This window comes from Plantibacter sp. MPB07 (assembly GCF_046619465.1).
Lineage (GTDB): Bacteria > Actinomycetota > Actinomycetes > Actinomycetales > Microbacteriaceae > Plantibacter > Plantibacter auratus.
Genome location: NZ_CP177043.1, coordinates 2607143 through 2631727 on the forward strand (window position 1 = coordinate 2607143; position 24585 = coordinate 2631727).

The window sequence follows — 24585 nt, forward strand, 5'->3', positions numbered from 1 at the left end:
GCGACTACCGTATTCGTGCGGTCCTCGCAGTGAACCCGGAACACGGACCGCGCCACACCCAGAAGGAGCACCGTGCAGAACGACGCGATCGCCGAGGAACAGGACCATCTCGATCGGCTGCACGACGTGATCCGGTCGCAGTCGGACCTCGAGGAACGACGCTCCGAACTCGCCCTCCGCGCCTTCGACGGCGACGACGACTCGAGCTTCTCGGAACGCGACGCCCTGGTCGCCCACCACCGCCAGCGGATGGTCGAGCTGCGTTCGTCCAGCTACGGACTCCTCTTCGGCCTCCTCGAACGCGAGACCGACGAACGCCACCACATCGGGCGCATCGGCCTGCGCGACCCGGAGAGCGGCGACCAACTCCTGTTGGACTGGCGCGCACCGGCCTCGCGCCCGTTCTACACCGCGACGCCACTCCGCCCCGAAGGCCTCCGGCTGCGCCGCCGCATCGGCACGGCCGGTCGCCGCGTCACGGAAGTGCACGACGAGGTCCTCGACACGACCATGCTCAGCGACGACGAGCCGAGCGGCATCGGCGAGTCCGGTGCGCTGCTGGCGGCCCTCGGTCGTGCCCGGACCAAGCACATGGCGGACATCGTCGACACCATCCAGGCCGAGCAGGATGCGATCATCCGCGCGCCCCTCCCCGGCACGCTCCTCGTCCAGGGCGGCCCGGGCACCGGGAAGACCGCCGTCGCGCTCCACCGCGCCGCGTACCTCCTCTACGAGCACCGCGAGCGGCTCATGCGCAGTGTCGTGCTCATCGTCGGGCCGAACTCGACCTTCCTCGACTACATCAGCCGCGTGCTGCCGTCGCTCGGCGAGACCGCCGTCGTCCTCGTCACACCGGCGACCCTCGTGCCCGGACTCGACGCACACGCGGAGGACTCGCTCGAGGCCGCCGAACTCAAGGGTCGACTGCGGATGGCCGACGTCGTCGCCCGGGCCGTCCGCGAGCGCCAGGTGCCGCTCGACGAGCCGGTCACGATACGCATCGCCGGTGACGGCCCGCTCCGCGTCACGCCGGGCGTCCTGCGCCGGATCAAGGCCGGCATCGAGCGCTCGGGCACGCCGCACAACGAGGCGAAGCTGCGGTTCGACCGCGCCGTGCTGACGCACCTCATCGGGCTCGAGGCGAAGCGCGACGGCTTCGAGCCCCGCACGGGCGAGGATGCCGACGAGCGTCGACAGGAGCTGAGCGAGGAGCCCGAGGTCGAGGAGCTGCTCGACACGATGTGGCCGATCCTCGAGCCGGCCGAGATCATCGACCGCCTCTTCACCGATCCCGAGCTGCTCGCTCGCGTCGCGCCCGACCACACCGAGGAGGAGCGTCGCCTCCTGCTCCGCGAACCCGTCGCCGGAACGGACGGCGCAGGTGAGACCGACTGGGCGGCCCGGCTCACGCCCGGCGACATCGCCCTCGTCGACGAGGCCGCCGAGCTCATCGGCGAGGACCAGCGTCCCGAGCTGGAACGCCAGCGCCGCGCGGCCTACGAGCGCCGGCACGACGTCGAGTACGCGCGCAGTGTGCTCGAGATGATCGGTGACATCAGCATCGACGACGAGGCCCAGGACGACGACTACCTCCGTTCCGCCCAGGACCTCGCCGACCGCCAGACCGTGGAGGACGACCGCAGCCCCGCGGAACGCGCCGCGAGCGACCGCACCTGGGTCTACGGGCACGTCATCATCGACGAGGCGCAGGAGCTCACCCCCATGCTGCTGCGGGCCGTCCTGCGACGCGGTCCCAACCGCTCGATGACGCTCGTCGGCGACATCAACCAGCAGAGCACCTCCGCCACCCGCTCCAGCTGGCAGGAGCTGCTCGGCCCCCAGCTCCCGCGCTGGACCGAGGAGCTGCTCACCGTCAACTACCGGACGCCCGAGCAGATCATGGCGCTCGCCGATCCCGTCCGGCTCGAACTCGACCCGGACTCCCCGGCGCCCGTGTCGATCCGACGCGGCGAGGAGGAGCCCGTGCAGCTCACGGTCGAACCCGCCGCGCTGGCCCCGACGGCGGTCCGCGCCGCCGTCGACGCGATCACCGCACACGCCGGTATCGCGGGCGTCATCGCACCCCGCGCGCTCCTGGCGGAGATCGACACCCTCCTCGCCGACGCCGGAGCCGATCGCGCGCGGGTGTGGACCGGCACCGCGCGTGAGAGCAAGGGCCTTGAGTTCGACAGCGTCGTCCTCGTGCAGCCCGACGCGCTGGGCGGGACAGGACACGCGGCCCTGTCGCTCCGGTACGTCGCGCTCACCCGTGCCACCCAACGGCTCACGGTCGTCGACTCGTCGAGCTGACCGTGGGCAACCGGCGACGCACCGTCGTCCGGACCCCTCCAGAGCACCGGGCGACGGGAAGGACCGTAGGCTTGGGCTCTGCCAACAGAATGTGAGGCTGGGATGAAGGTCATCAGCTACAACCTCCGCAAGAACAAGGCCAGCGGCGAGCTCGTCGCACTCACCGAAGAGTTCGGCCCGGACGTCCTCGCGTTGCAGGAGGCCGACACCCTGCAGCTGCCCGCCGAGCTCGGCGGCCTGCACCTCGCCGACAGCACCCACCGCAACCGGCTCGGCCTCGCGATCTACTACCGCCGCGACCGGTTCACCGCCGAGTCGACGCAGACGTTCGCGCTGAAGAAGTCGCTGCACGACATGGTGCTCGCGCCGGCGCACGAGCGCCTCATCGGCACCCGCCTCACCGACGTCGAGGCCGGGCGCGAACTCATCGTCGCCTCGTTCCACGCGGCCCCGCTCACCGCGCTCAACTCACTGCGTCGGCACCAGATCAAGGCCGCGCACGAGCAGCTGCACGCGATGGGCGACGTCCCGACGCTCATGGTCGGCGACTACAACTACCCGCTCTTCCAGAAGGGCCTCGGCACCAAGATGCAGGAGAGCGGCTACGACCTGAGCCTCAGCGATCGCAGCACCTACACCCGCTACAAGATGTTCCGTGGGCACTTCGACTTCGCGACGTCCGTGGGCCTCAAGATCGACCGGGTGCAGACGCTCCGCCGCGGCATCTCGGACCACCTGCCGATCCTCGTGGACGCGAGCTACGGCTTCGCCGTGCCCGAGGACGACGACGCGCCGGAGTCCGCCGCCCGCTGACGCGGTCGCCTGCCCCTGCGCGCGTCCCGTCCGGTTCGCAATTCAGGATGCGCTCGGCGCGGCGCCCTCCTGCCGCGGCGTGTCACGCGGGAAACGCCGCGCTCGTCCTGAGTTGTGAACTCGGAAGCGACGTCAGATGAGGCCGCGGAGGAACTCCTGGACACTCGTCCCGGCCTCGCGGGCGCGACGGACCAGGCGTTCGTGCTCGTCGGACGTGAGGTCGAGGGTGAGCTGGTGCCACGACGGCTCGACGTCGAGCGAGAACAGCGCGCCGTCGTCCTCCGCATCGAACACTGGGGCGGTGCGCTCCTCCTCCACCTCGAGCTCGGCGAACAGCTCCGGCGCGGTGGTCTCTGTGGCGGTGTCAGCGACGGCGTCGGCCTCGGGGGTCGACGGGGTCTCCGCAGCTCCGGCGCCGGTCCACCCTGGTCCCTCCGGCACCGGCGTCTTGCGCTGGAACGCCTCGGCGGCCGTCCGCGCGCGGATGTCGGCGGCCTCGTTGAGTCGGTGACCGACGTGACCCTTCACCCACTCGAACCGGTAGCGCCGCCCGGCGATGGCGGCGTCGATCTCCTGCATGAGCTCGAGGTTCATGACGGGCTTGCCGTCGCCCTTCTTCCAGCCCTTCTTCTTCCAGCCCGGCATCCACTTCGTGATCGAGTCGATGACGTACTTGCTGTCGCAGAGGATGTGCAGGTCCTCGTCGAGGTGCTCGGTGGCGCGGAACAGCTCGAGGACGGCGCGCAGCTCGCCCATGTTGTTCGTGCCGTGCGGCCATCCCCCGGCTGCCCAGCAATCGTCGTCGACATACCAGGCCCAGCCGGCGGGTCCGGGGTTGCCGAGGGCGGAGCCGTCTGCGGCAGCGGTGATCGTCATGAGCGCCTTTCGATGAGTGCCCTCCATCGTATCGACGCACCACCGACGCCCCGACGCCGGTCCCGCGGTGCCGGTGGCGGACTGGCCGGCGTCAGGCGGGCGCGAAGACGCTGAGCGTGACGGCGACCGTCACGGTCGTGTAGCCGGGTAGGTCGGCGATCGCCTGCTCGAAGACGTCGTCGTCGAGGTGGTGGGCGCTCGGCCCCATGCGAACCTCGTCGCGCACCTCCTCCGGCATGAGTTCGACGGCGTAGTCGAGCGTGTCGCGGGAGCGGAGCGTGAAGCCGTCGAGCTGCGCGTCGAGGCGGGCGTCCTTGCGCTCGGCGATCCCGATCATGCCGAGCCGGTCGCGCAGCTCGGCCAGGTGACCGGGTTGCGGCGTCACGACGGTGAGCAGGCCGTCCGGGCGGAGCACCCGACGCATCTCGGGACCGTTGCGTGGGCCGAAGATGCTCAACAGGTGGTCGACCGACGCCGCCTGCAGCGGGAACGGCGCCCAGGCATCAGCGGTCGCCGCTGCAGCCCGGCCGTGTGCGCGCGCTGCGCGACGTGCTGCGAGCGGCGACAGGTCGAACCCGAACCCGCGCCAGGCCGGTCGGGCGTCGAGGATCCGGCCCAGGTAGTAGCCGGTCCCGCCGGCGATGTCCACGACGAGCGGGGCGCTGTCGTCGTCGACCGAGCCGTCCGGGAGGAAGCGCGCGAGCGGCAGGGTCGTGGCGACGTGGTCCGCGATCGGCTCGTAGTGCTCGGCCTCGAGGAACGCTGCGCGGGCCGCGACCATCTCCTGCGTGTCGCCGGTCTTCGGCGTCCGACCGCCGACGACGAGCGAGGCGTACCCCTGCCGGGCGATGTCGAAGCTGTGACCGGCGGGGCAGCGGAGCACGCGGTCGCCGAGCTCGAGAGTCGCGGTGCAGATCGTGCACGCGAGATCGGGGGCGACGAGGCTCAGCCGATCGTGCTGCGCGACGTCAGCGAGGATCGGCATGCCTTCGAAACGCTCCGCTTCCAGCTGCTGTGTCCGTCGCCGCCGCGATGCTTCCGGTTGTCGCACTTCACCCACACGGTGAGTCTAGGCGCGCTCCGCATGGTGCGTGCGCCGGAACGTTCGAGCAGCGATCGGTCGCGGCGGGCTTCGGCACCGCGGTGACTCGATCAGCTCGCTGACTCAGTCCTCGAGCGCGCTCCGCAGACGCTCGACGTCCTCGTGGGCTGCATCGCTCGCACGCTGCGCCCGGTCAGCCTCCCGCTGGCGTCGGGCCCACTCGCGATCGGCGTCGGCGATGTCCGCGTCGAGCTCCTCGAGCCGCCGTGCGAGCTCCTCGCGGTCACGCTGCAGTCCCGATCGCCGGACCGCCGACTCGTCCAGGAAGGCGGTCGCCTCCTCACTCGCGCTGGACGCTGCCTCCTCGTCGCGCTCGGCCGCCTCCAGCCGGGCCCGAAGGCGTCGGCGTCGGTCGTCGTCCTCGTCGGAACGGTCGCCGTCTCCGTCGCCCCACGTCCCGAGGGAGCCGTCGGCGGTGGAGCGCCCACCGGGGGATCCTGGACCGCCGACCACACCACCCCACCCCGCTCCGCTCGAGGTCGGGGCGTCGGTCAGCCGCCCGGACGACACCTGCGCGGCGAGGTCGGCATCTGCACTCGCCGCTTGCAGACTCTGGCGGACGGTCTCGATCACCGCTCCGGAGAGGGACGCCCCCTCCGCTGCTGCGGCTTCGACGGTGGCGGTGACGAGCGTCGCGATCAGCGAGCGACGTTCGGTGCCGAGCGTGCGGAGCGCAGTGGCGTCGCCGGAGCGTTGAGCGTCGCCGAGCGCGGAGCCGAGTTGTTCCAGTTCGCTGAGCAGGTCCGGGCGGTGCGCCGTCAACACGTTGAGCGCCCAGGCGGCGACCGACGGTTTGCGGAGCGCGAGGATCGCCGTCGCCAGGTCGTCGTCTCCGTCGTCGCGCGCTGCGACGGCCAGGCGTTTGCGCTCCGCCACGAAGCCGCTGAGGGGGACGCGCAGCAACTCGACGGCTGCGGACGCGAGGCCAGTCGGGGCCGGCGTTCCGGTGTCGCGGTCATCGGGCACGGTGCCGCTCCCTCGCATCATTTCACGTCAGGCTAGCGCCCTCTTGCGCCAGAACGGAGTCCGACTGTCGCCTTTTCGGGGGTCGATACCGACAATGTGGACATGGATGCCAGACCTTACCCCGACACAGCGGAGCCGCCAGAAACAGCGGCCTGCACCGACTTGAAGACCCTCCTCAGGACCGTGGACTTCCCGATCTCACGCCGCGAACTGCAGTCGATCGCCGTCCGTTCCGGACTCGACCGCGGGACGCTCGCCGCGCTCAACACGCTCACCGAAGAGCACTACGCCGGCTCGTTCAGCATCCTCCGCGAACTCCGCCACCACGGCGAGCTCCGTCGCTCCGCCTGACCACCCCGTCCGACACCTGGTGGTCTCCCCAGCGCGGTGCGCTGACGTGAGCGCGGGTCACAGACGCGGGCGCGGGTCTCCGGAGGGGCGCGCTCACGCGTGCGGGGCGCGGTGACGTCAGCGCACCGCGTGGCGGCTCGGCCGGGCAGGCTCTCGGCACGGTGCGTGACGTCCTTGCTGCTCGCGTTCGGGCTCCTAGACTGGCCCGATGGGGAAACGCACATGGTCTGCAGCTGTCGGAATCGTCATCGCGCTCGGAGTCGCACTCACCGGCTGCGCGCCGAGTGCACCGGCACCCACCGGCACGCCCGTCGGCTCCCCGACCATGTCGGCCACGCCGGAACCGACTGCCCCTCCTGCGGAGGACGTCGTCGCCATCGTCGTCGGCCCGTTGGCACTCGAACTCGTCGATACGACCGGGACGCCACTGGAGAGCTTCGCCTACGACGACCCGTCGGAGGAGGCGCGTGCCAAGCTCACGAACCTGTTCGGAGAGGAACCCGTCGTCGAGGACAACTCGACGGGCAAAGTCCCGAACACCACCTATCAATGGGCGGGTATCAGCATCTTCGACCGCCAGGGCGACGGCGGCGAGTTCATCCCTGATTGGTCGGTCGCCGTGACGGCGTCGGCCCTCGGCGAGGTCGATTTCCGGTCCATCGAGGGGACGGTGGTCGGGGCATCGGTCAGTACCGTCCGCGAACGCTATCCGGAGCACCCCGACCAGGTTGATGCGAACGGCGGACGTCACTTCAGCATCTCGGTGGCGGAGACACCGGTCGGTACCGACGACCAAGGCAACGAGCACACGTACTCCGTCTTCATTTCCGCGCAGGATCCCGACAGCCCCATCGAGAGCATCGGCGCACCGTACACGAACTTCGGCGACTGAGCTCACCGCCACCTGGTGGATTCCCCAGCGCGGTGGGCTGACGTGAGCGCGGGTCACAGTCGCGGGCGCGGGTCTCCGGAGGGGCGCGCTCACGCGTGCGGGGCGCGGTGACGTCAGCGCACCGCGCTGGCGATTCCGACAGACATCGTGCAACGCAGAAACCCCCGCCGAGGCGAGGGTTTCGAGCTGAGATCCAGTGCGGAGACGGCGGGATTTGAACCCGCGGTCCCCTTACGGGGACTCCACCTTAGCAGGGTGGTGCACTAGGCCGAACTATGCGACGTCTCCATGTGCGCTCGCAAGCGGACGCACGACGACCAGCATAACCGGTGATGGGCGTGGTGACGAATCCCGGGTCCGAGACGCCCTTCGACAAGCTCAGGGACCGAACCAGGTTGGGACCGGGCCGCTGACGGACCGGGACGCCTACTGGTTGTCGAGGGTACGACCGCGGGAGCAGGTGCGCTGGTCGGCGGTCTGACCCGTCACGGACGACGGAAGGACCACTGCACCACCGGCGGAGGGGTCGGTCGCATCGGCAGGCGGGGCCGTCGCCGCAGGATCGCCACCGGCATCCGCACCCTCGGCGGGCTCGACCGCGGTCGGGTCGGTCGGGTTCGCCACCGCACCCGCGCCGGTCGCGCCCGAGAGCTGGATGGGCTGGTCGTTGCCGAGCGCCTCGAACAGCGCGGCGGCCGCATCGTCGATCGGCTCGACCCCACCCTCGACGGCCGCGTTCGGATACTGCACGAACGCGATGTTCGCGAGGTCGACCTCACGCAGCGTCATGGCGATCGCGATCATCGTGTCGAGGCTCGTCAGGCTGTCGGACAGCTGCATGTTCTTCGCCGCCGCTTTGGCCAGGGAGTAGAGGATTCCAGGGTTGGTCAGCGTCTCGGCGCTCTTCACCTGCTGCATCATCGCCGACAGGAACACCTGCTGGTTGCTGATGCGACTGAGGTCGCTGCCGTCGCCGACACCGTGCCTGGTGCGGAGGAACTGCAGTGCCTCGTACCCCTCGAGCGTGTGCTCGCCCGCCGAGAGGAAGGTGTTCGTGTACTCGTCCTCGATCGGGTCGGCGACACACACCGTCACCCCACCGAGCGCGGTCGACATGGCCATCACGCCACTGAACTGGACCTCGGCGGCGAACGGGATCTCGAGGCCGGTGAGCTGCGACACCGTCAGCGCCGTGCAGGCGAGTCCGCCGTAGCTGAGCGAGGTGTTGATCTTCTGCCGGCTCATCGAGTCGAACGAGCCGCCGGACGGGTCGGGGCAGGAGGGGATGGGGACGAACATGTCGCGCGGGAAGCTGACGACCGTCGCGTTGCTGTGGTCTTCGGAGATGTGCACGAGCATCGTGACGTCGTTGAGGTTGCCTGTCTCCTCTTCGGCATCACCGAAGACGGGATCCTGACCGGCGCGCGAGTCGCTGCCGACGATCAGGAGGTTGACACCGCCGGGATACGCTCCGATCGCGGGCAGATCGGTGACCGCCTCACCCTGCGAGTCGACGAGCGCGACGCCGGGTTTCACGGTCGCGGCGACGTCCCAGAGGGCGATGCCGGCGACGATGCCACCGCTGACCAGCGCGACCGCGAGCGTCGAGGCGACGATCTTCAGGGCGGTCGCGATCGGGTTCGACCGCTTGAGTCGTCCGTGGCGGGCGATGGTCGCGAGCTTCTTCGGGCGGGGCCCACGAGCTGCCGCTCGGCGTGCCGCGGCGTCGCCGGCGGGCTCGTCGATGTCGGTCGAATGCGGGGGCATTCGTCGATTCAACCACGGGTTCATGTGAAGCGCACAGCCCGGCGGCCGAGCATCGAGGCGCGCGAGCCCCGCGACGTGGTGAAGGAAGCTGCGGAGGGCGTGGGATTCGAACCCACGAGACATTTCTGCCCACCAGTTTTCAAGACTGGCTCCATCGGCCGCTCGGACAGCCCTCCTGATGGTCGATCGCCCGCGATGACGCAGCTGACGACCAGGATCGAGTGTATCGGATGGGGCCAGCGGCGAAGCGGCCCCATCCGATCACGCGGTGACTACTGGTCTTCCTCCGGACGACCCGCCGTGCAGGTGTTCTGCGCGGCGTTCTGGCCCGTGATCGTGTCGGGCAAGGCGACCGGGCCGGCGGCGGACGGGTCCGCGGGCGCTGCCGGGTCCGCCGTGGCAGCGGGATCGGCAGCCGCGTCGGTGGTCGCCGGGTCTGGCGTGACCGGCGCGTTCGGGTCGGTCACGACGTACTTGCCGGTGGCGGACAGGGCGACGGCCTGGTCGCTCTGCAGCGCCGTCCACAGGACGTCGGCATCGGACGTCGCCTCGACTCCGCCCTCGACCGTGGCCGTCGGCGTCTGGACGAACGCGACGCGGTCGAGCGGGATGTCCTTGAGCGCTGCGGCGATCGACACCATCGTGTCGATGTTGTTCAGGCTGCTCGACAGGGTCACGTTCTTCAGCGCGGCGCGGGCGATCGAGTAGAGCTTGATCGGATCGGAGAGCGTGTCGCTGCTCTTCAGCGTGCGGACGAGCGAGGAGAGGAACACCTGCTGGTTCGAGATCCGCGAGAGGTCGCTGCCGTCGCCGACGCCGTGACGTGAGCGGAGGAAGGCGAGGGCGGACGCGCCCGAGAGGTCGTGGGTGCCGACGTCGAGGTTGATGCCGCTCCAGGCGTCGTTGAGGGGCTCGGTGACACACACCGGCACGCCGCCGACCGCGTTCGACATCGAGATGACGCCGTCGAAGCCGATCTGCGCGGCGAACGGGATGGAGAGGCCGGTGATGCCCTCGACCGTGGAGACCGCGCAGGCGAGCCCGCCGTCGGCCCCGCCGTACATGAGGGCGGTGTTCATCTTGTCGCGACCGTTGCCGCCGTCGGCGCAGTCGCCGATCTGCACGTACATGTCGCGCGGGAAGCTGACCACGGTCGCGCTCGAGTGGTCTGCCGAGATGTGCATGAGGATCGTGACGTCGTTGAGGTTCTCGTCTCGCTCGCCGTACGCCTGGTTGCCATCGCCCGAGTCGCTGCCGACGAGGAGCAGGTTGACGCCGCCCTCGATCGCGCCGATGTTGGGCGGCGGCGCACCCGGCGTCTCGTTGTCGAGGTGGGCGACGGGCTTGACACTGTTGGCGAGGTCGAGCGCGGCCACACCGGCGACCGCGATGCCACTCACGCCGACGACGGCGGCCGTCGCGGCGACGATCTTCGCGACGGTGACGAACGGGTTCGACTTGCGGAGTCTGCCGTGACGGACGGCGGCGCGCGGTTTGGACGCGTCGGCGTTGCGGGTCATGGATCTCGCTCTCGTCTCAGGAACAGGGGTGGCCGGAACCCAGGAGACCGGGCTGCGGCGAGTCGTCCGGCGACACCTGGAGCAGGCGCGCACCGACGCCCCGTGCCCACCGGAAACGGCGTATCGGCACGGAGCTTTGGACGATGCTAACCCGAAATGCTCCTCAGGAGCTGAGAGAGACCGTCGTCGGTGACCGTGCCGGTGACCTCCGACGCGACCGCGAGGACCTCCTCGGGCGCCTGGCCCATGGCGACACCGCGCCCTCCGGCTGCGGCCCAGCCGAGCATGTCGACGTCGTTGCGGCCGTCGCCGACGGCGACCATCTGCGAGCGCTCGAGCCCCAGCCACTCCCGGACACGCTCCAGCGCGGTCGCCTTGTTGACGCCCTTCGGCGCGATGTCGAGCCATGCCGTCCAGCCGATCGCGTAGCTCACCTGGCTGAGCCCGATCTTGTCGACGATGCGGAGGAACTCCTCCTCGTCGTGGCTCGGGGATACGACGACGACGCGTGTCACGGGGCTCGTGACGAGCTCCTCGAACGGCACCTCGATCGCGTTCTCCAGGTTCCAGTCCTCCATGCCGACCGTGTACTTGCGGAAGCCGTCGGGGTATTCGACCATGTAGCTGCCCTCGGAGAGGTGCGGCTGGATGAGCCCGAGGACCTCGGTCGGGTCGAAGGTCTCCATGAAGAAGCGCTCGTAGGAGTCGGGCTTCGACTCGTCGCGCTTCATGATGAGCGCACCGTTCGCGCAGACGACGTACTGCGGCGTCAGCTCGAGCTCCTCGAGCACCGGGCGCGTGCTCTCCCAGCTGCGACCGGTGGCCAAGGTGACGATGTGGCCGAGCGAGACCACGCGGCGCACCTCGTCGGCGACCGACAGGCTGAGCGAACCGTCCTCGTGCAGCACGGTGCCGTCGATGTCGAGGGCGACGAGCAGCGGGTTCGCGGTGGTGGTCGTCTCGTCCGTCATCGGATCGGCCTCGCGACCTCGATGCCGCCCAGGTACGGACGCAGCACCTCGGGGATGACGACGCTGCCGTCCTCCTGCTGGTGCGTCTCGAGGATCGCGACGATCCAGCGGGTGGTCGCGAGCGTTCCGTTGAGCGTCGCGACCGGCGTGGTCTTGCCCGACTCCCCGCGGTACCGGGTGTCGAGGCGACGCGCCTGGTAGGTGGTGCAGTTCGAGGTGCTGGTGAGCTCGCGGTACGCGTCCTGCGTTGGCACCCACGCCTCGACGTCGAACTTGCGTGCCGCGCTCGACCCGAGGTCGCCGGCGGCCGTGTCGATGACCCGGTAGCTGAGGCCGAGCGACTGCAGCATCGCCTCCTGGTACGACAGCAGGCGCTCGTGCTCGGCGGCGGCGTCCTCCGGCTTGGTGTAGACGAACATCTCGAGCTTGTTGAACTGGTGCACCCGGATGATGCCGCGGGTGTCGCGCCCGTAGGACCCGGCCTCCTTGCGGTAGCAGGTCGACCAGCCGGCGTAGCGGAGCGCGCCCTCCTCGAGGTCGAGGATCTCGTCGGAGTGGTACCCGGCGAGCGCCACCTCGCTCGTGCCGGTGAGGAAGAGGTCTTCACCGGCGATCTGGTAGACCTCGTCGGCGTGCTCGCCGAGGAAGCCGGTGCCCTTCATGATCTCGGGGCGCACGAGCGTCGGCGTGATGAGCGGGACGAAGCCGGCCTCGATCGCGCGGTCGAGCGCGAGGTTCATGAGGGCGATCTCGAGGCGGGCGCCGATGCCACGGAGGAAGTAGAAGCGCGAGCCGCTGACCTTGGTGCCGCGCTGCATGTCGATGGCGCCGAGGAGTTCGCCGAGCTCGAGGTGGTCGCGCGGGGTGAAGTCGAACGAGGGGCGTTCGCCGACCTCGCGGAGCGTGATGAAGTCGGCCTCGCCGCCGGCGGGCACGCCGTCGAGCACCGGGTTCTGGATGCGACCGGCGACGTCGGCGAAGTAGGCCTCGGCCTCGGTCGCGACCTGCTGGGCCTCCTTGACGCGGGCGGCGAGCTGCTGCGCCTGGGCGACGAGTGCGGCCTTCTCCTCCTTGGGGGCCTTGGCGACCTGCTTGCCGAACGCGTTCTGCTCGGCACGGAGTTCCTCGAACCCGGTGATCGCAGCGCGGCGTGCGGTGTCGGCGTCGATCGCCTGGTCGACGAGGTCGACGGAGGACCCTCGCTTCTGCTGCGACGCTCGGAGGACTTCTGGCTGTTCGCGGAGGAGTACGGGATCGATCACCCGGCAAGTCTAGCGATCGAGGTCGGTGACGAGGCCCCGGGACAGTACCGTTGGGCCATGCCGACTCCCCCGCACGCCGCGCTCGTGTACAACCCGGTGAAGGTCGACGCCACCCGGCTGCGGAGCGCGTTGGAGGCACGGTCGCAGGACGCGGGATGGGCGGCTCCGCACCTGTACGAGACGAGTGTCGACGACCCCGGTGTCGGTCAGGCGCGGCGCGCGGTCCTCGACGGTGCTCAGGTGGTGCTCGTGGCCGGCGGCGACGGGACCGTGCGGGCCGTCGCCGAAGGCCTTCGCGGGAGCGGTGTGCCGCTGACCCTCATCCCCTCGGGGACCGGCAACCTGCTCGCGAGGAACCTGAAGGTGCCGCTCGGCGACCAGCTGGCCGCGATCGGGACGGCGTTCACGGGCGACACGCGCGCGATCGACATCGGCGTCGCCATGATCACCCGTGCCGACGGGTCGGAGGAGGAGCACGCGTTCGTCGTGATGGCCGGCATGGGCATCGACGCGATGATGATCGCCACCGCGAACCCCGACCTCAAGAAGTCGCTCGGCTGGCTCGCCTACGTCGAGTCCGGTCTCCGCTCGATCGCCACGGCCGCGCCGTTCCGCATCCACTACCAGTTGCGCGGGCACCGTCAGCATGCGGCGACCGTGAGCTCGGTGCTCGTCGGGAACTGCGGCACGCTGCAGGGCGGGGTGCAGCTCATGCCGGACGCCGAACTCGACGACGGGTTCCTCGACGTCGCGGTGCTGCAACCGAAGGGTGCCTTCGGCTGGCTGCTCGTGTGGCGGAAGGTGACGTGGGAGAACCGGGTCCTGCGGCGGACTGCCGTGGGGCGACGGATGATCCGTTTCACCGAGGGCCGGGGTGGGAACACCGTGACGAACCTGCGTGCTGAGGCGCTGACCGTGCGGGTCGACGAGGCCCAGGACCTCGAGCTCGACGGCGACACGTTCGGCATGGCGACCATGGTCGCGTTCGACGCGCACCGCGGCGGGTTGCTCGTCAAGCTCCCGTAGCCACCATGCGTCCCCCATCCTGGCTCGGTTTGAGTGGGGTGCCAGCGCGGTGCGCTGGCGTGAGCGCGGGTCATCGACGTGAGCGCGGGTCTCCGGAGGGGCGCGCTCACGTCGATGACCCGCAGTGACGCCGATGCGTGCATGGTGACGTCAGCGCACCGCGCTGACGGACGAACAGCGACCCGAAACACCCGGATGTCTGGCGGACCAGACAGCCACAGCCCGGTCGCTCTCGCCGCGCGGGCCCCGGGAGGAGTGGACTGATCACATGACCGACATGCCGACCACCACCCGGACCATCCGTGCCGCTCGCGGCACCACCCTCACCGCTAAGAGCTGGCAGACCGAGGGCCCGCTCCGGATGCTCATGAACAACCTCGACCCCGAGGTCGCCGAGCACCCCGAGGACCTCGTCGTCTACGGCGGCACCGGGAAGGCCGCGCGCAACTGGGAGGCGTACGACGCGATCGTCCGCACGCTCGAAGGACTGGAGGCCGACGAGACCCTGCTCGTGCAGTCCGGCAAGCCCGTCGGCGTCTTCCGCACGCACGAGTGGGCACCGCGCGTGCTCATCGCGAACTCCAACCTCGTCGGTGACTGGGCGACGTGGCCCGAGTTCCGCAAGCTCGAGGCCGAGGGTCTCACCATGTACGGGCAGATGACCGCCGGCTCGTGGATCTACATCGGCACGCAGGGCATCCTCCAGGGCACCTACGAGACCTTCGCCGCCATCGCCGACAAGCGGTTCGGTGGCACCCTCGCCGGAACGCTGACCCTCACGGGCGGCGCGGGCGGCATGGGCGGGGCACAGCCGCTCGCCGTGACGCTCAACGAGGGCGTCGTGCTCATCGTCGACGTCGACCCGAGCCGACTGGAGCGACGCGTCGAGCACCGCTACCTCGACGAGATGACGGACGACCTCGACGACGCCGTCGAACGTGTACTCGCCGCAAAGGCCGATCGGCGCCCGCTGTCGGTCGGTCTCGTCGGCAACGCCGCGACCGTCTTCCCCGAACTGCTGCGGCGCGGTGTCGCCATCGACATCGTCACCGACCAGACGAGCGCTCACGACCCGCTCGCCTACCTGCCCGAGGACACGGCGCTCGCCGACTGGCAGACCGAGGCGGCGGCCGACCCGGTCGACTTCACGCGCCGCTCGCGACTCGCCATGGCGAAGCAGGTGCAGGCGATGGTCGACTTCCAGGACGCCGGCGCCGAGGTCTTCGACTACGGCAACTCCATCCGCGCCGAGGCGAAACTCGGCGGTTGCGAGCGCGCCTTCGACTTCCCCGGCTTCGTGCCCGCCTACATCCGGCCGCTCTTCGCCGAGGGCAAGGGCCCGTTCCGCTGGGCGGCCCTGTCCGGCGACCCGGCGGACATCGCCGCGACCGACCGCGCCATCCTCGAACTGTTCCCCGAGGACGAGAAGCTGCGCCGCTGGATCACCTCGGCCGGCGAGAAGATCGCCTTCGAGGGGCTGCCCGCCCGCATCTGCTGGCTCGGCTACCAGGAGCGCCACCTCGCCGGCCTGAAGTTCAACGAGATGGTCGCCTCGGGCGAGCTGAGCGCGCCCGTGGTCATCGGCCGCGACCACCTCGACTCCGGTTCCGTCGCCTCGCCGTACCGCGAGACGGAGGCCATGGCCGACGGCTCCGACGCGATCGCCGACTGGCCGCTGCTCAACGCCCTGCTCAACACGGCGTCCGGCGCGACCTGGGTGTCGATCCACCACGGCGGCGGGGTCGGCATCGGCCGGTCCATCCACGCCGGTCAGGTGATCGTCGCCGACGGGACGCCGCTCGCCGCCGAGAAGATCGCGCGCGTGCTCGTCAACGACCCGGGCACCGGCGTCATGCGTCACGTCGACGCCGGCTATGAGCGGGCGGCCGAGGTCGCCCGCGAACGCGGCCTGCGGGTGCCGATGTGGGAGGGCGAGTGACCGACGGCCTGATCGCCCACGGTCGGCTCGCCGGGCTCGACGAGATCGCCGGCGTCGGCGTCGATCCGGCACGCGGCGGGTACTCCCGGCACGTCTGGACGCCGGCCGAGTCGGAGCTGCGCGAGTGGTTCACGGCTCGCGCCGCCCGACTCGAGCTCGACGTCGAGACGGACCGGAACGGCAACCTGTGGGCGTGGTGGGGCGCGCCTGGGCCCGACGCGGTCGTCACCGGCAGCCACCTCGACTCCGTCCCGGGCGGCGGCGCCTTCGACGGGCCGCTCGGCGTCGTCTCAGCGCTGGACGCCGTCGCGCGTCTGCAGGCCACCGGGTTCCAACCGTCGCGTCCCGTCGCCGTCGTGGTGTTCGCCGAGGAGGAGGGGTCCCGGTTCGGGGTCGCCTGCCTCGGATCCCGGCTCCTGTCCGGTGCGATCACCGCGGACGCCGCCCGAGCGCTGACGGACGCCGACGGGGTCACCGTGGCGGAGGCCGCAGCGGCCGCCGGGCTCGCTCCCGAGCACCTCGGCCGCGACGACGAGGCGCTCGGCCGCATCGGACTCTTCATCGAGTTGCACGTGGAACAGGGTCGCGGCCTCATCGACCTCGGCTCGCCCACCGCCGTCGCCTCGTCGATCCTCGCCCACGGCCGCTGGCGACTCCGCGTGAGCGGTCAGGGGAACCACGCCGGCGCGACCGGCATGCGCGAGCGTCGTGATCCCGTGGTCGCCGCGGCACGGGCCGTCATCGCGGTCGAGCAGGCCGCCCTCGCGACGGACGACGCCCGCGCCACCGTCGGCCGCATGCGCATCGTGCCGGGCGGCACCAACGTCATCGCCTCCGAGGTCGACGCCTGGGTGGACGCCCGCGCCGCCACCGACGCCAGCACGCGCGCCCTCGTCGCGGACATCGAGAGCCGGGTGCAAGAGGCCGTCGCCGGTTCCGGCTGTACAGCTGAGCTGGTCGAGGAGTCGTGGTCGGGCGTCGTCGAGTTCGACCCCGAGCTCGCCGCGCGGCTGGCGGGCACGCTCGGCGGGGTCCCCCTGCTGCCGACGGGTGCCGGTCACGACGCCGGTGTCCTGAACGGAGCCGTGCCGACGGCGATGGTCTTCGTGCGGAACCCGACGGGCGTCTCGCACTCGCCGGAGGAGTTCGCCGAGGCGGACGACTGCGTCGCCGGTGTCGAGGCGCTCGAGACCCTGCTCCGGAGCGTCCTGTGACGGTCGCGAGCGTCGACCCCCGCGCAGCGGACGTCCGGCCTCCCATCTGGGCCGCGACCGCGATCATCGACGGTCGCCCGACCGACCGCGTACGCTTCACGGCCGACGACTCCGGACGGATCACCGCCGTCGAGCGGGGCGTCGGGCCGCAGACGGGCGACCGACGCCTCGGAACGGTCATCCCGGGCATGGGGAACGCCCACTCCCACGCGTTCCACCGCCTCCTGCGGGGGCGCACCCACGCCGACGGCGGTGACTTCTGGCAGTGGCGCGAGGCGATGTACGCGGCGGCCGCCAGCCTCGACCCGGACCACTACGGCCGGGTCGCTCGTGCCGTGTTCGGCGAGATGCTCGTCTGCGGCTGGACGGCGGTCGGCGAGTTCCACTACGTGCACCACCAGGCCGACGGCACCCCGTACCCGACCGCCCACGCGATGGAACTGGCGGTCGCCGGAGCCGCCGCCGACGTCGGCATCCGGCTCACCCTCCTCGACACGGCTTACCTCGCGAGTGGCCTCGGGCCCGCCGGGGGTCCCGCCGCTCCGCTGCTCACCGAACAGCTCGCGTTCGGCGACGGCGACGCGTCCGGCTGGCTCACCCGCTGGCATCGACTGCGCGACGCGCTCTCCGGCTCGGTCGGCGCCACCGGGCTCGTCACGCTCGGTGCCGCGCTGCACTCCGTACGCGCCGTGCCCGTCGACGCCATGCGCACGATCCTCGCCGGCCTGCCCGACGACGTCCCGCTGCACGTCCATCTCTCGGAGCAACCGCAGGAGAACGTCGACACGCTCGCGAAGACGGGCAGGACGCCGACGGGCGTGCTCGCCGCGCTCGGTGCGCTCGCCCCACGCATCAGCCTCGTCCACGCGACGCACCTGACCGACGCGGACGTCACGGCGATCGGGCGGTCCGGCGCGACCGTCGTGATGTGCCCGACGACCGAGGCCGACCTCGGTGACGGCATCGGACCGGCCCGCCGCCTCGCGGACGCGGGTGCCCGGATCGCCGTCGGCTCCGACCAGAACGCCGTGGTCGACCCGCTGCTCGAACTGCGTGGACTCGAAGCCGGTGAGCGGCTCGCCTCCGGCAGACGCGGCCGGTTCTCGCCCGCCGAGCTCCTCGCGGCGGGCACCGACAACGGGTACCGTTCGCTCGGACTCGGGCGGCACACGCTGGATGTCGGCGACCCGCTCGACCTCGTCGAGGTGTCGACGTCGAGTCTGCGCACCACCGGCGCCGACCCGGCACAACTCGCCCTCGTCGCGACCGCGTCCGACGTCGAGCGGGTCGTCGTGGGCGGGCGGCTCGTGGCGGAGGGAGGCCGGCTGCTCGCGACGTCACGGGAGTCGACGCCGGAACAGCTCCTCGCGGTGGCCCTCGCGGAGCTGGCAGCATCGACGGAGACGCCCCGGACAGCCACCTCGTCCCCGACACCTGATCACCCCTCGCAGGAGATGCAGCCATGACCAGCGAACTCATCACCGGCATCGCCGAGCTCACGACCAACGCGGGCTCCGGGCCGGGCGACGTCGACGGCAACCGGATCACCGATGCGGCACTCATCATCGAAGACGGCCGGATCGCGTGGCTCGGCGCAGCGGTCGACGCGCCCGACGCCGACGCGCGGACCGACGTGGGCGGGCGCGCCGTGCTCCCGGGTTGGGTCGACACGCACACGCATCTCGTGTTCGCGGGCGACCGCTCGGCGGAGTTCGAGGCGCGCATGGCCGGCGGCCGGTATGCGGCGGGCGGGATCGCGACGACCGTGGCGGCCACCCGGGCGGCTTCCGAGGAGCAACTCGTCGCGGGTGCGCGGCGGTTGCGGACGGAGTCGCTCGCGCAGGGGACGACGTTCCTCGAGGCGAAGACCGGCTACGCGCTCGACGTGGAGGGCGAGGCGCGATCCGCTCGGGCGGCGGCCGAGGTCGCCGACGTCGTCACCTTCCTCGGAGCCCATCTCGTGCCGGCCGGTGCGGACCGCCGCGACTACCTCGACCTCGTGACCGGGCCGATGCTCGCGGCGGTGGCTCCGTTCGCGTCCTACATCGACGCGTTCTGCGAGGTCGGCGCCTTCGACGTCGAGGAGTCGCGCGAGGTGCTGCTCGCCGGTCGCGCCGCTGGCTTGGGTGTCCGGGTGCACGGGAACCAGCTCGGCGAGAGCGGCGGGGTGCGCCTCGCGGTCGAGTTGGAGGCGGCGAGTGTCGACCACTGCAACCACCTCTCTGACGCCGACGTCGACCTCCTGGCGGGTTCGTCGACGGTCGCCACCCTGCTGCCCGCCTGCGACCTGTCCACGCGCGAACCGTTCCCGCCGGCGCGCGCGCTCATCGACGCCGGTGCTTCGATCGCGCTCGCGACCAATTGCAACCCGGGCACCTCATACACGACGTCGATGGCGTACTGCGTGGCGACCGCCGTGCTGCAGATGCGGCTGACGATCGCCGAGGCGGTGTGGGCGGCGACGCGAGGGGCCGCGGTGGCGGTCGGCCGCGAGCACGGTGTCGACGCCGTCGGATCGCTTCGCGTGGGTGGTCTCGCGGACCTGCAGGTGCTCGACGCGCCCTCGGTCTCACACCTCGCCTACCGGCCCGGTGTGCCGTTGACGGTCGGCGTCCGGCAGCGCGGCGAGCGCGTCACGGCTGGGACGACGCAGCGGTGAGCGATGCGACGGAGGGTCACGCACTCGTGCTGCTGCCGGCCGACCGGCATCGGAGCTACGGCTGGCGGAACGGACTGGGGACCGCGACGGAGATCGCCGTCGAGGCCGTCGGGCTTCGGACCGATGGTGGGCTCGGCGGCGTTGACGCGCCGGCCGCCCCGGGGTGGACGCTGAGCATCGCGACGGTCGAGTCGGACGTCGCCTTCTCGTCGTTCCCCGGCGTCGACCGTCAGCTGATGGCGTTGTCGTCGGGCGGACTCGGACTCGTGATCGACGGTGAGCGGGTCGAGTTGGACCGGTGGCAGGTCGCCGCCTTCGACGGGGCCTCAGCGGTGTCGTCGCGGGGCGTGGTCGGGCCGACGCTCGATCTCAACCTGATGGTGTCGCGGGATCGGTTCCGTGGATCGCTCGAGGTCGGCGTCGTCGATGGGTCGAGGCTCGTCACCACGCCGCCGGGAGCCACCACGTTCGTCGTGTTCCTCGATGGACTGCTGTCGGCGGAGGGGCCAGGTCTCAGCCCTGGTGCGCTCCAGCGGCACGACACCCTCCGGCTCGAGGCCGGCACCCTGTCCCTGACCGGCGACGCCACGATCGCGCTCGCCCAGGTCCTCCCCCACTTGTGATGGGTGCCGGCGGCGACGGCTACTTCGTTCGGTCGAGGACCGCGAAGCGGAAGGTGTAGGTGGCGTCGAGCGTGTCCTCGAGGCCCGTCACGTTCTTCTGGGCGAGGACCGTCTCGGTGCCCTGGAGCAGCGGGATGATCGGAGCAGCGGTCGCGGTCAGCGCCTGGATCTGCTCGATCGCCGCGATGCGCGCCGCCGGGTCGGTCGCCGTCGCCTCGGTGTCGATGAGCGCGTCGACGGCCGGGTCCGAGTATCCGTTGGCGACGGACGCGCCGGTCGTCGAGTACGCCGAACGCAGGAAGTTGTCGGGATCCGGGTAGTCCGGGAAGAACCCGAGCTGGTACGCCGGGTAACCCGACTCCGGGTTCAGCTCCTTCACGTAGCTCGTCCACTCCGTCGACTGCAGGTCGACGGTGAACAGGCCGGACGTCTCCAGCTGCGACTTGATGAGCGCGTACTCCTGGTCGGAGTCGGGGCCGTAGTGGTCGCTCGTGTACTGGATCGGCAGAGCGACCGGGGTGCTGACGCCCGCGGCCGCGAGGATCGCCGCGGCTTTCGCCGGGTCCGGCGCGTCACCGTACGCGGTCTGGAACGCGGGCGTCGCACCCGTCTGACCGTCGAGCACGACCGAGTACGCCGGCGCGTAGGTGCCCTTGTAGACCTGGTCGGCGATCTCCTCACGATCGACGAGCGACGCGACCGCCTGCCGGATGGCGAGCTTCTGGGCGCCGTTCGCACCCGGCTGGGTGTTCAGGTTGAACGTGAGGAACCGCACCGAACCGCCCGGCCCGTCGACGACCTGCAGGTCGGAGTCGCTTCGGAGGTCGGCCACGTCCGTCGCGGTCAGCGAGCGGTAGGCGATGTCGACGTCGCCCTTCTCCAGGTCGAGCCGCAGGTTCGACGCCGTCGTGTACGGCTTGAGCACGACGTGCTGCGTCTTCGCGCGGGTCCCGGAGTAGCGCGAGTTCGCCTCGAGGGAGAGCAGCCCGCCCGCCTGGTAGCTGTCGACGGCGTAGGGGCCGGAGCCGATCACGTCGTCGTCGCTCAGCAGCTTGTCCGCCGGGAAGACCTCTTCGTCGACGATCGGCCCGGCCATGCTCGTGAGCACGTAGGGCCAGGTCTGGTCGTTCGGCACCGTGAGGTGGAAGACGACCTGGTTGTCGTCACCCTCCTCGACGCTGTCGAGGTTCGCGAGCAGCGGCGACGGGCCGTTGTCGGCGGCGATCTCACGGACGCGGGTGAAGGAGTAGACGACGTCCTCGGCCGTGAGCGCGTGGCCGTTGGAGAAGGTCAGCCCCTCCTTGACCGTGCAGACGTAGGTGGTCTCGTCGGCGAAGTCGCACGATTCCGCCGCGTCGGGGGCGGGGACGACGTCGCCCTCGTCGTAGCTGAGGAGGTGCTGGTAGATCTGGTTCTGCGGCGTGAAGGATCCACGATCCCAGGCACCGGCCGGGTCGAGCGAGACGATCTGATCGGTCGTACCGATGACGAGCGCGGTGGTCGTCGTGGTGCCGCCCTGGGCCGTGCAACCGGTGAGGGCGGCGACGACACCGAGGCCGATGGCGACCGTGGCGAATCTGGCGGATCGGTTCATGGAGCGGTTCCTTCGGGTGACTGCGGGAGTGCAAATGCTGATGCTGATGGCGCGACGGGGACCGCGTGGGCGGCGAGCGCGAACCTCGGGTGCGGTTCGGCTCCGTCGACGAGCTCGGCGATGAGGCGTCCCAGCACCGGGCCGAACTTGAACCCGTGACCGGAGAATCCCGTCGTGACGATGATGCTGTCGATCCGGTCGATCACGAAATCCTCGCTGGGGCTCAGATCGTAGAGGCAGCTGATGGTATGGGGTGCGGACGCGTCGACGCCGGGCACCCATTCGGCGACGTAGGCGGTGAGCCGCGCGAGTTCCTCGGGTTCGGCGAGGCCGTCGCGTTCGTCGGGGTGGACGTGGACGGCACCGCCGTGCAGCCCGACCTTGACCCCCTCGCCCGGGGTCAGCAGGCCGTACACGCTCGACCCCTCGGCGGGGTAGTGGACGAAACTCGGCCAGGCGTCCGCGCCCAATTCGCTCGGGAAATGCGCGGGCTGGACCTGCGTCACGACGATCTCGGGCAGCGGACGACCGACGCTTCGAGCGAGGTCGCCGACGAGGTCGGTGGTCCAGGAGCCGGCCGCGACGACCACGTGGTCCGCGACGACGTCGCCCAGCTCGGTGCGGACGACGGCGCCGGCGGCACCCGCGGTCGGGTCGTTCGACTCGGCCGGTTCGACGCCCGTCACCCGCACGTCGAAGCGCAGGGTCGCTCCGGCCACCTCGGCGAGGTCGAGCAGGGCTTCGATCGCCTCGGCGGAGTACAGTCGCCCGCCGGTCGCGTGGTGGAGGACCTCGCGGTCGAACCGCAGTCCGGGCCAGCGGTCGCTCGCCTGCTCCGGGGTGAGGCGCTCCGACGCGATCCCGCCTCGGGTCATCGCCGCCTCGATCGCCGAGAGCATCTCGGGTCGGCCGTGGTCGAGCGCGCCGGTGAGGTCGAGCAGCGTCCGTCCGCTCGCCGACTCGAGCGCCCGCCAGGCCGCGAGCGCCTCCGAGGTCAGGGAGACGTAGTCGTCGGCGTCGTAGCCCTGACGGAAGATGCGGGTCGCGCCATGTGAGGAGCCGTGCTCGTGACCGCGCGGGTACCGCTCGAGGAGGAGCACGTCGCGGCCCTGATCGGCGAGGGTGCGTGCGGCAGCCGCTCCGACGATCCCGGCACCGATGACCACGACCTCGATGCGCGCCGGCAGCGCGGGCTGCGTCGCGTCCACGGCCGGACCCGGCGCGGTCATCGGCCCGACTCCGCAGGCAGGCCCGACGCCGTCGTCACGCGCGTGGCTGCGGCAGCACGCGCGTCGGCCGCCCGACGAGCCGGCATCGCGGCGGCCACAGCAGCCTCGTCGGCGAACGGCCGGGACGGGAAGCGCCCTGGTGCGTACCGCGACGCGTCGACGAAGGGGCTCTCACCCGTGACCATCAGTTCGGCGAGCATCCGTCCGAGTCCGGGGCCGTGCGTGACGCCGGACTCGTTGTCGCCGGCCACGACGTACAGCCCGTCGAGCTCCGGGACGGGCCCCGCGATGAAGCGGCGGTCCGCGGTGTATGACACGATCCCCTGCACGGCTTCGGCATCGTCGACGACGGGCGCGGCTGCCGGGACGAGCTCGGAGATGATCGGTGACAGGTGCTCCCGCATCGCCTCGACGAGGTCGGGGCGGTCCGGGCGACGGTCCGCCGGGCTGTCCTGCACCGCGAGCGCCTCGTAGCCGACGCCGTTGCCGTACGTGAGACCACCGAGGTGTTCCCGGATCCACAGTCCGTCGAGTTCCGGGATCATGAGGGTCGGCACCTCGCCGAGGCCGAACGGGGCGGTGGTCAGGCGGCTCGCGATCACGCGCGCGAACGGCAGCACGCGGTCCGTGGCGGCGAGCAGCTCGTTCGTCCAGGACCCTCCGGCGAGGACGACCTCGTCGCCGAGGACGCGCGTGCCGACCGCGGTCAGCACGCCGACGGCTCGGCCACCCTCGGTGAGGAGTTCGACGACCGGCATGTGTTCGACGATCTCGACCCCCTCCGCGCGGGCGAGCGCCGCGAGGGCGAGTCCGGCGTCGGGTGCGCTGATCTGGATGCCGTCCGGGTGGATGAAGGCGCCGACGACGGCCTCGGGGTCGAGACCGGGGACGAGCTCGGCGGTCTCGACGGCGGTGAGCAGCCGGGCATCCTCGGGGCGGAGCGGGTGCTCGGCGAACGGCAGCAGGTGGTCGAGGACGGCCTGCTCGGTGAGGGCGAGCCACACGTTGCCCGTGTTCCGCAGCCCGATGTCGTATCCGGCCGCGTCGAGCCCGCGGTAGAAGTCGAGGCCCTCCTGCTCGAGCGCGAGTTCCGACTCGTCCCAGTACCAGGCGTACCCGGCGGCCCAGAGGCCGACGAACCCCGCGCCCGCCGCGGTCGTCGCCCCTGCAGCCGCGCCCGACTCGAGGACCGTGACGCGTCGTCCGGCGCGGGCGAGGTGGACGGCGGTGGCCAGGCCGAAGAGGCCGGCACCGACGATGACGGTGGTTGCGGGGCGGGGGTCGGTCACCCTTCGAGGCTAGTCACTCGCCGCTCGTGCGCCCACCACCCCGCCACATTCCGACACCTGTCCCGCACGCTCGGCCGACTCGTCGCCCCCCCCCCCCCCCCCCCCCCCCGTGGTCCACAACTCAGGACCGGTTCGGTGTGTCGGCACGGGAAGCCACCGGCGCTCCCCGACGCGCCGGTGGC

General features: G+C 71.1%; 20 protein-coding genes and 2 tRNA genes. 10 read left to right on the forward strand and 12 right to left on the reverse strand.

Annotated features, from left to right (window positions below; genetic code table 11):
- The first annotated feature begins 72 nt into the window (after positions 1–72).
- Both ACLIME_RS12015 and ACLIME_RS12020 read left to right on the forward strand, forming a co-directional pair.
- Positions 73–2310, forward strand: coding sequence for a HelD family protein (locus tag ACLIME_RS12015; protein ID WP_411557053.1), 2238 nt, complete (start codon positions 73–75; stop codon positions 2308–2310).
- 102 nt (positions 2311–2412) lie between these two features.
- Positions 2413–3123 carry an endonuclease/exonuclease/phosphatase family protein gene (locus ACLIME_RS12020; RefSeq protein WP_079706474.1) on the forward strand — a complete coding sequence of 237 codons (711 nt, stop codon included), beginning with the start codon at positions 2413–2415 and terminating at the stop codon, positions 3121–3123.
- Positions 3124–3255: 132 nt separating this feature from the next.
- Here the strand turns inward: ACLIME_RS12020 and ACLIME_RS12025 are convergent, their stop codons facing one another.
- The 3 genes from ACLIME_RS12025 to ACLIME_RS12035 form a co-directional block, all read right to left on the reverse strand.
- Positions 3256–3999 carry an RNase H family protein gene (locus ACLIME_RS12025; RefSeq protein WP_411557054.1) on the reverse strand — a complete coding sequence of 248 codons (744 nt, stop codon included), beginning with the start codon at positions 3997–3999 and terminating at the stop codon, positions 3256–3258.
- A gap of 91 nt (positions 4000–4090) precedes the next feature.
- Positions 4091–4984, reverse strand: a complete 894-nt coding sequence (locus ACLIME_RS12030) for a putative RNA methyltransferase (protein WP_411557055.1) — start codon at positions 4982–4984, stop codon at positions 4091–4093.
- A gap of 180 nt (positions 4985–5164) precedes the next feature.
- On the reverse strand, positions 5165–6067 hold the full coding sequence (locus ACLIME_RS12035; protein WP_411557056.1) for a hypothetical protein: 903 nt from the start codon (positions 6065–6067) through the stop codon (positions 5165–5167).
- A 102-nt stretch (positions 6068–6169) separates the two neighbouring features.
- On the opposite strand from ACLIME_RS12035, the gene ACLIME_RS12040 reads away from it, so the two are divergent.
- Positions 6170–6418, forward strand: a complete 249-nt coding sequence (locus ACLIME_RS12040) for a DUF2795 domain-containing protein (RefSeq protein ID WP_139382499.1) — start codon at positions 6170–6172, stop codon at positions 6416–6418.
- Between the two features lie 208 nt (positions 6419–6626).
- Positions 6627–7310, forward strand: a complete 684-nt coding sequence (locus tag ACLIME_RS12045; RefSeq protein ID WP_124767568.1) for a hypothetical protein — start codon at positions 6627–6629, stop codon at positions 7308–7310.
- 199 nt (positions 7311–7509) lie between these two features.
- Here ACLIME_RS12045 and ACLIME_RS12050 read toward each other — a convergent pair.
- The 6 genes from ACLIME_RS12050 to serS all read right to left on the reverse strand — a co-directional run bounded on the left by ACLIME_RS12050 (position 7510) and on the right by serS (position 12830).
- A tRNA-Ser gene (locus tag ACLIME_RS12050) sits at positions 7510–7598 on the reverse strand.
- A gap of 138 nt (positions 7599–7736) precedes the next feature.
- On the reverse strand, positions 7737–9077 hold the full coding sequence (locus ACLIME_RS12055) for an LCP family protein (RefSeq protein WP_124767569.1): 1341 nt from the start codon (positions 9075–9077) through the stop codon (positions 7737–7739).
- A 91-nt stretch (positions 9078–9168) separates the two neighbouring features.
- A tRNA-Ser gene (locus tag ACLIME_RS12060) sits at positions 9169–9253 on the reverse strand.
- A gap of 96 nt (positions 9254–9349) precedes the next feature.
- Positions 9350–10597, reverse strand: a complete 1248-nt coding sequence (locus ACLIME_RS12065) for an LCP family protein (RefSeq protein ID WP_079706469.1) — start codon at positions 10595–10597, stop codon at positions 9350–9352.
- A gap of 146 nt (positions 10598–10743) precedes the next feature.
- Positions 10744–11568 (reverse strand): HAD family hydrolase, encoded by an 825-nt coding sequence (locus tag ACLIME_RS12070; protein WP_124767570.1) that lies wholly within the window; start codon positions 11566–11568, stop codon positions 10744–10746.
- The gene (gene serS / locus ACLIME_RS12075) at positions 11565–12830 is read right to left on the reverse strand and encodes a serine--tRNA ligase (protein ID WP_202939426.1); all 1266 of its coding nucleotides are present in this window, start codon (positions 12828–12830) and stop codon (positions 11565–11567) included. The genes ACLIME_RS12070 and serS overlap by 4 nt, the downstream gene beginning before the upstream one ends.
- A gap of 57 nt (positions 12831–12887) precedes the next feature.
- On the opposite strand from serS, the gene ACLIME_RS12080 reads away from it, so the two are divergent.
- The 6 genes from ACLIME_RS12080 (at position 12888) to ACLIME_RS12105 (ending at position 20291) form a co-directional block, all read left to right on the forward strand.
- Complete coding sequence (locus ACLIME_RS12080) at positions 12888–13856, forward strand: diacylglycerol/lipid kinase family protein (protein ID WP_411557057.1); 969 nt, start codon at positions 12888–12890, stop codon at positions 13854–13856.
- Between the two features lie 268 nt (positions 13857–14124).
- Positions 14125–15795, forward strand: a complete 1671-nt coding sequence (gene hutU / locus ACLIME_RS12085; protein WP_411557058.1) for a urocanate hydratase — start codon at positions 14125–14127, stop codon at positions 15793–15795.
- Positions 15792–17009 (forward strand): allantoate amidohydrolase, encoded by a 1218-nt coding sequence (locus ACLIME_RS12090; protein ID WP_411557059.1) that lies wholly within the window; start codon positions 15792–15794, stop codon positions 17007–17009. Before hutU ends, ACLIME_RS12090 begins: the two co-directional genes overlap by 4 nt.
- The gene (locus ACLIME_RS12095) at positions 17006–18475 is read left to right on the forward strand and encodes a formimidoylglutamate deiminase (RefSeq protein WP_411557060.1); all 1470 of its coding nucleotides are present in this window, start codon (positions 17006–17008) and stop codon (positions 18473–18475) included. Before ACLIME_RS12090 ends, ACLIME_RS12095 begins: the two co-directional genes overlap by 4 nt.
- Positions 18472–19668 carry an imidazolonepropionase gene (gene hutI / locus ACLIME_RS12100; RefSeq protein ID WP_411557061.1) on the forward strand — a complete coding sequence of 399 codons (1197 nt, stop codon included), beginning with the start codon at positions 18472–18474 and terminating at the stop codon, positions 19666–19668. Before ACLIME_RS12095 ends, hutI begins: the two co-directional genes overlap by 4 nt.
- The gene (locus tag ACLIME_RS12105; RefSeq protein ID WP_411557062.1) at positions 19665–20291 is read left to right on the forward strand and encodes a HutD family protein; all 627 of its coding nucleotides are present in this window, start codon (positions 19665–19667) and stop codon (positions 20289–20291) included. Before hutI ends, ACLIME_RS12105 begins: the two co-directional genes overlap by 4 nt.
- Positions 20292–20310: 19 nt before the next feature.
- On the opposite strand, the gene ACLIME_RS12110 is transcribed toward ACLIME_RS12105, so the two are convergent.
- Genes ACLIME_RS12110 through ACLIME_RS12120 form a run of 3 tightly spaced genes read right to left on the reverse strand, consistent with a single transcriptional unit; the run spans position 20311 to position 24403 of the window.
- A complete protein-coding gene (locus tag ACLIME_RS12110) occupies positions 20311–21885 on the reverse strand; it encodes an ABC transporter substrate-binding protein (RefSeq protein ID WP_411557063.1) in 1575 nt (524 codons plus the stop codon).
- Positions 21882–23114: an FAD-dependent oxidoreductase gene (locus ACLIME_RS12115; RefSeq protein ID WP_411557064.1), complete on the reverse strand. Its 1233-nt coding sequence runs from the start codon at positions 23112–23114 to the stop codon at positions 21882–21884. The genes ACLIME_RS12110 and ACLIME_RS12115 overlap by 4 nt, the downstream gene beginning before the upstream one ends.
- Positions 23111–24403, reverse strand: coding sequence for an NAD(P)/FAD-dependent oxidoreductase (locus ACLIME_RS12120; RefSeq protein WP_411557065.1), 1293 nt, complete (start codon positions 24401–24403; stop codon positions 23111–23113). Before ACLIME_RS12120 ends, ACLIME_RS12115 begins: the two co-directional genes overlap by 4 nt.
- Positions 24404–24585: the final 182 nt, after the last annotated feature.

Bases quoted from the DNA above. Each gene is read 5' to 3' on its own strand.
- ACLIME_RS12020 (WP_079706474.1), top strand. From the start codon at position 2,413: ATGAAGGTCATCAGCTACAACCTCCGCAAGAACAAGGCCAGCGGCGAG.
- ACLIME_RS12025 (WP_411557054.1), bottom strand. From the start codon at position 3,999: ATGACGATCACCGCTGCCGCAGACGGCTCCGCCCTCGGCAACCCCGGA.
- ACLIME_RS12030 (WP_411557055.1), bottom strand. From the start codon at position 4,984: ATGCCGATCCTCGCTGACGTCGCGCAGCACGATCGGCTGAGCCTCGTC.
- ACLIME_RS12040 (WP_139382499.1), top strand. From the start codon at position 6,170: ATGGATGCCAGACCTTACCCCGACACAGCGGAGCCGCCAGAAACAGCG.
- ACLIME_RS12045 (WP_124767568.1), top strand. From the start codon at position 6,627: ATGGGGAAACGCACATGGTCTGCAGCTGTCGGAATCGTCATCGCGCTC.
- ACLIME_RS12055 (WP_124767569.1), bottom strand. From the start codon at position 9,077: ATGCCCCCGCATTCGACCGACATCGACGAGCCCGCCGGCGACGCCGCG.
- ACLIME_RS12065 (WP_079706469.1), bottom strand. From the start codon at position 10,597: ATGACCCGCAACGCCGACGCGTCCAAACCGCGCGCCGCCGTCCGTCAC.
- ACLIME_RS12070 (WP_124767570.1), bottom strand. From the start codon at position 11,568: ATGACGGACGAGACGACCACCACCGCGAACCCGCTGCTCGTCGCCCTC.
- ACLIME_RS12080 (WP_411557057.1), top strand. From the start codon at position 12,888: ATGCCGACTCCCCCGCACGCCGCGCTCGTGTACAACCCGGTGAAGGTC.
- hutU (WP_411557058.1), top strand. From the start codon at position 14,125: ATGACCGACATGCCGACCACCACCCGGACCATCCGTGCCGCTCGCGGC.
- hutI (WP_411557061.1), top strand. From the start codon at position 18,472: ATGACCAGCGAACTCATCACCGGCATCGCCGAGCTCACGACCAACGCG.
- ACLIME_RS12110 (WP_411557063.1), bottom strand. From the start codon at position 21,885: ATGAACCGATCCGCCAGATTCGCCACGGTCGCCATCGGCCTCGGTGTC.
- ACLIME_RS12115 (WP_411557064.1), bottom strand. From the start codon at position 23,114: ATGACCGCGCCGGGTCCGGCCGTGGACGCGACGCAGCCCGCGCTGCCG.